Origin of the sequence: Mycobacterium sp. (assembly GCF_032162105.1) — a bacterium.
Lineage (GTDB): Bacteria > Actinomycetota > Actinomycetes > Mycobacteriales > Mycobacteriaceae > Mycobacterium.
The window spans coordinates 1-3,582 of sequence record NZ_JAVRPS010000240.1 but is presented as its reverse complement, the minus strand read 5'-3'; the positions used below and the strand labels follow the sequence as shown (position 1 = coordinate 3,582).

Below are 3,582 nucleotides of genomic sequence, written 5' to 3'. Positions count from 1 at the left end.
TCGGCCGCCAGGCTCGCGGCGGGTTCGGTGACGCCGCGACGACGAAGTGCACCGGCCATGGCCGTGGCGAGAGAGGCGAGCTTGATGAGCTCGCGCTCCTGCAGGCTCGGGTTGGCTGCGATGACCTCCTGGCGTCGCCGCGCGTGCGCGTGACGTTCGGCGAAGAAATCGGACGTCGACTCGAGCGCTCCGATCACGGCGTCGAGCGGCGCCGTGGCTTCGGGCGCCGCATCCACTGCTGCGGCGAGTCCCTCGGCGAGAGCGCCCCCGCCGAACAGCACCTCGCGCTTGTCGGCGAAGTGCCGGAAGAAGGTGCGCTCCGTGAGCCCGGCGTGACTGGCGATCTCGGCGACCGTCGTCTGGTCGAACCCGCGTTCCAAGTAGAGCTCGAGCGCGGCGTGCTCCAGGCGTCCACGCGCGTTCGGCTCCCAGCGACCCATCCGCGGAGTGTATGTGACGACAGTGACTGTCACCATGGGGGATGACAGTGGCTGTCATCGCGGTTACGGTTGATGTCATCCACTGACATCAACATGAGGAGAGTGCACATGCGTGTATTCGTCACCGGCGCATCCGGACACATCGGATCCGTCGTGGTTCGCGAACTACTCGACCACGGACACCAGGTCGTCGGCCTCGCCCGCTCGGACGACTCTGCTGCGGCGGTGTCGGCTGCGGGCGCCGAGGTGCAACGCGGTTCGCTCGACGATCTCGACGTCCTGACCGATGCCGCGGCGGCCGCGGACGGCGTCATCCATCTGGCGTTCATTCACGACTTCTCCGACTATGCCGCAGCGACCGCAACCGACCTGCAAGCCGTCGACACGATCGGGACCGCGCTCGTCGGTTCCGGCAAGCCGTTCGTGAACACCTCGGGCACGATGATGCTCGCCTTCACCGCCCCTGGGCGGCTGGGTAGGGAAGACGACGCCGCCGGTGAGTCGGGGCCGCGCGCCGCGTCGGAGAACGCCACGATCGCCCTGGCCCAGCGCGGGGTGCGGTCTTCGGTCGTCCGATTGTCACCGACGGTGCACGGCTCCACCGACTTTCACGGCTTCGTCCCTACCCTCATCGACGCCGCCAGGAAGGCGGGTCGATCCGTCTACGTCGGTGACGGCGCCAACCGCTGGCCCGCCGTGCACACCATCGACGCCGCGCGGCTGTACCGGCTGGCGATCGAGTCAGCCCCCGCCGGCTCGCGGCTGCACGGAGCGGCCGAGGAGGGCGTGCCCTTCCGCGACATCGCAACGGCCATCGGTGAGCAACTCGGCGTGCCCGCGGTCGGCATCACGGCCGAGGAGGCCGCCGAACAGCTCGGCTTCATCGGGGCAATCGCCGCGTTGGACAACCCGACCTCCAGTGCTCGGACCCGGGAGCTGCTGGGCTGGCGGCCCGAGCAGCCCACCCTGCTCGCGGACCTCAAGGCGGGGCACTACTTCGCGTCCGCCTCGTGACCGCCGCGGCCTACGCGTGCACCAGTTCCGGGTGAAACTTCCGCACCATCCGGCTGATGCCGTCGTGCCAGTCGACCGTGGTGCCGCCCGCCAGTTCGCGCATCAGGGTCACGTCGGTGGGACCGCCTCGCAGCGCCTGCCCGCTCTCCTCGAACGCCGGCTCCCTGCCGACCAGTGACCCGATGTGCGTGCACCAGTCCTGAAGGCTGACTGTCTGCTCGCCGCACCAGTTGACCGTGACGGCAGGCACCGACGCCACCTCGAGCAGCTTGGGGAGCATCGCGATGACGTCGTCCTCGTGGATGGGGTTGTAGCGCGCCGGCCCGCCGGGAGGGACCGGGATCGGCACGCCGGCCAGGATCATCTCCATGTGATAGAACGGCCAACCACCGTTGTCGCCGTACGGGACGTTGAGCCGCGCGATGGTGGTGGGCACGCCCAGCGCACGCGCCATCGAACGAGCGACGACCTCTCCGGCGATCTTGGAGATGGAATACGTCGGAAGCATCGACTTGTGGTTGTCGCCAAGAGCGGTGCGTTCGTTCCGTGGCTCGTCGTCGGGCGGGTCGTAGACGGCCGCCGACGAGCAGTGCAGGAACGCCTTCGCATCGGGGCAGTGCGCCATGAGCAGGCCGACCGACTCCGCGTTGGCCGCGAGGTCCTTCTCCCACTTGCCACTCTTGGCGACGGCCAGGTTGAGCACGTAGTCGAAGTCGGACGGGATCGCGGCGAAGTCGCCGGCCGCGAGGTTGACTGTCTGGCACCGAATTCCTGCTCGCTCGAGGTCGTCCCGCGCTGCGGTGTCGTGGAACCTGGCGATGCCCCACACCTCGTTGTCGGCCGCCAACGCACGGGCGATGGGGACAGCGACCTGTCCGGTCACGCCGGTGATCAAGATCTTGGAGTCGCGCATGGGCTGATGGTAGGGGCGACGAGCTCGCGGGGCGTCGCGAATCAGGACATCGATGGCTCGCCCGTGCTCCGTGGCGGTGTCGGCGCACGTCCCGACACCGGCGCTGTCACGCACTCGTCCTTACTACGCTTGCCCTGTGTGCCAATGGGGTTGGCAGCTGGTCGTTGGATAGTGAGCAGTAGTGAGCGATACCGCACGGACGTGAGCGGTGTTGGGGTGCGTGGTTGTCGGTGGCGGGTGCCAAGATGTTGGTAGCAGACTTTCGATCCGGCCACCGTGAGTCCATCGCGGGGGCTGGGATTGGTAGGTGTGGTTTCGGATTGGTGATCAGGCATCGGCGGGCAGGACCCTGCCGCGGACAGTGGACCGTGGCGGGCACTCCACCGGCCAGGCCTGACCGCCACCGTCGCCACGATGGCGGGCACGGCAGTTCCAGCCCACCGGCCGCACGCGATGCGCACCGGTTCACCGGAGAACACCCGCCCGCCGCGGCCAAGACCGTTCGGGCCGCAACCGAGCAGAACTCACTCCTGCTCACTCACCAGGAACGGTACCGAGGCCGTCAGGCAGTTACGCCGTGTACGAGGGCGACGGGTCGGTCGTCGAGTTGGTACGCGGGCGGCTGAGCGACGACGTGCTGCAGATGGCGGGCGACGGCCTTCTGGACGCCGTTGCGCAGGGTGTAGATGGAGCGGTGGAGCTGGCGTCAGACTGCGCGGCGGCGCTGCGGGACCGGTCGTGGGTGGGAGACGACGAGTTGGCCGACCAGATCGAGGCAACTTTAGGGCGGGGTGCCATACCGCTGCTGCGTCCGCTCGCGGTCGATGTGGGGGAATTGGCGTCATTCTTGGAGGGCGATCCGATCTACGGAGAAACTCGGATCGATCTCAAATCCGGCGAGATCTGGCCTTCGCGCGACGACCTCGAAGAGGATGACGAAGCAGACGACGACGGCCGCTGGCTATACATACATCACCAAGGTTCACACGACGGCTATCGCGACATGGAGCGGTTCATCGCCACGGTGGCGGACCCCGAGATCGCCGATCGCCTCGAGATCGCCATAACTGGCAAGGGCGCCTTTCGCCGGTTCAAGGACGTCCTCTCCCGCTGGCCGGAGGAGCTTGGTCGCTACGTCATCTTTCGGGATGAGCGTCAGCGTGGTCGGGCTCGCGCATGGCTGGTGGCCGAAGGTTACCGACCGGCCGGCGCGGC

4 protein-coding genes are annotated in these 3,582 nt (G+C 67.9%); 2 read left to right on the top strand and 2 right to left on the bottom strand.

Going from position 1 to position 3,582, the window contains the following annotated elements; translation table 11 throughout:
* On the bottom strand, nt 1-440 hold a 440-nt coding region (locus QOC69_RS12000; RefSeq protein ID WP_526439660.1), incomplete at its 3' end, for a TetR family transcriptional regulator.
* A gap of 108 nt (nt 441-548) precedes the next feature.
* On the opposite strand from QOC69_RS12000, the gene QOC69_RS11995 reads away from it, so the two are divergent.
* On the top strand, nt 549-1,454 hold the full coding sequence (locus QOC69_RS11995; RefSeq protein ID WP_526439658.1) for an SDR family oxidoreductase: 906 nt from the start codon (nt 549-551) through the stop codon (nt 1,452-1,454).
* A 10-nt stretch (nt 1,455-1,464) separates the two neighbouring features.
* Here QOC69_RS11995 and QOC69_RS11990 read toward each other — a convergent pair whose 3' ends face one another.
* The gene (locus QOC69_RS11990; protein WP_526439656.1) at nt 1,465-2,367 is read right to left on the bottom strand and encodes an NAD-dependent epimerase/dehydratase family protein; all 903 of its coding nucleotides are present in this window, start codon (nt 2,365-2,367) and stop codon (nt 1,465-1,467) included.
* A gap of 577 nt (nt 2,368-2,944) precedes the next feature.
* Between QOC69_RS11990 and QOC69_RS11985 the strand changes: the two genes are divergently transcribed.
* On the top strand, nt 2,945-3,582 hold a 638-nt coding region (locus QOC69_RS11985; RefSeq protein ID WP_526439654.1), incomplete at its 3' end, for a UPF0158 family protein.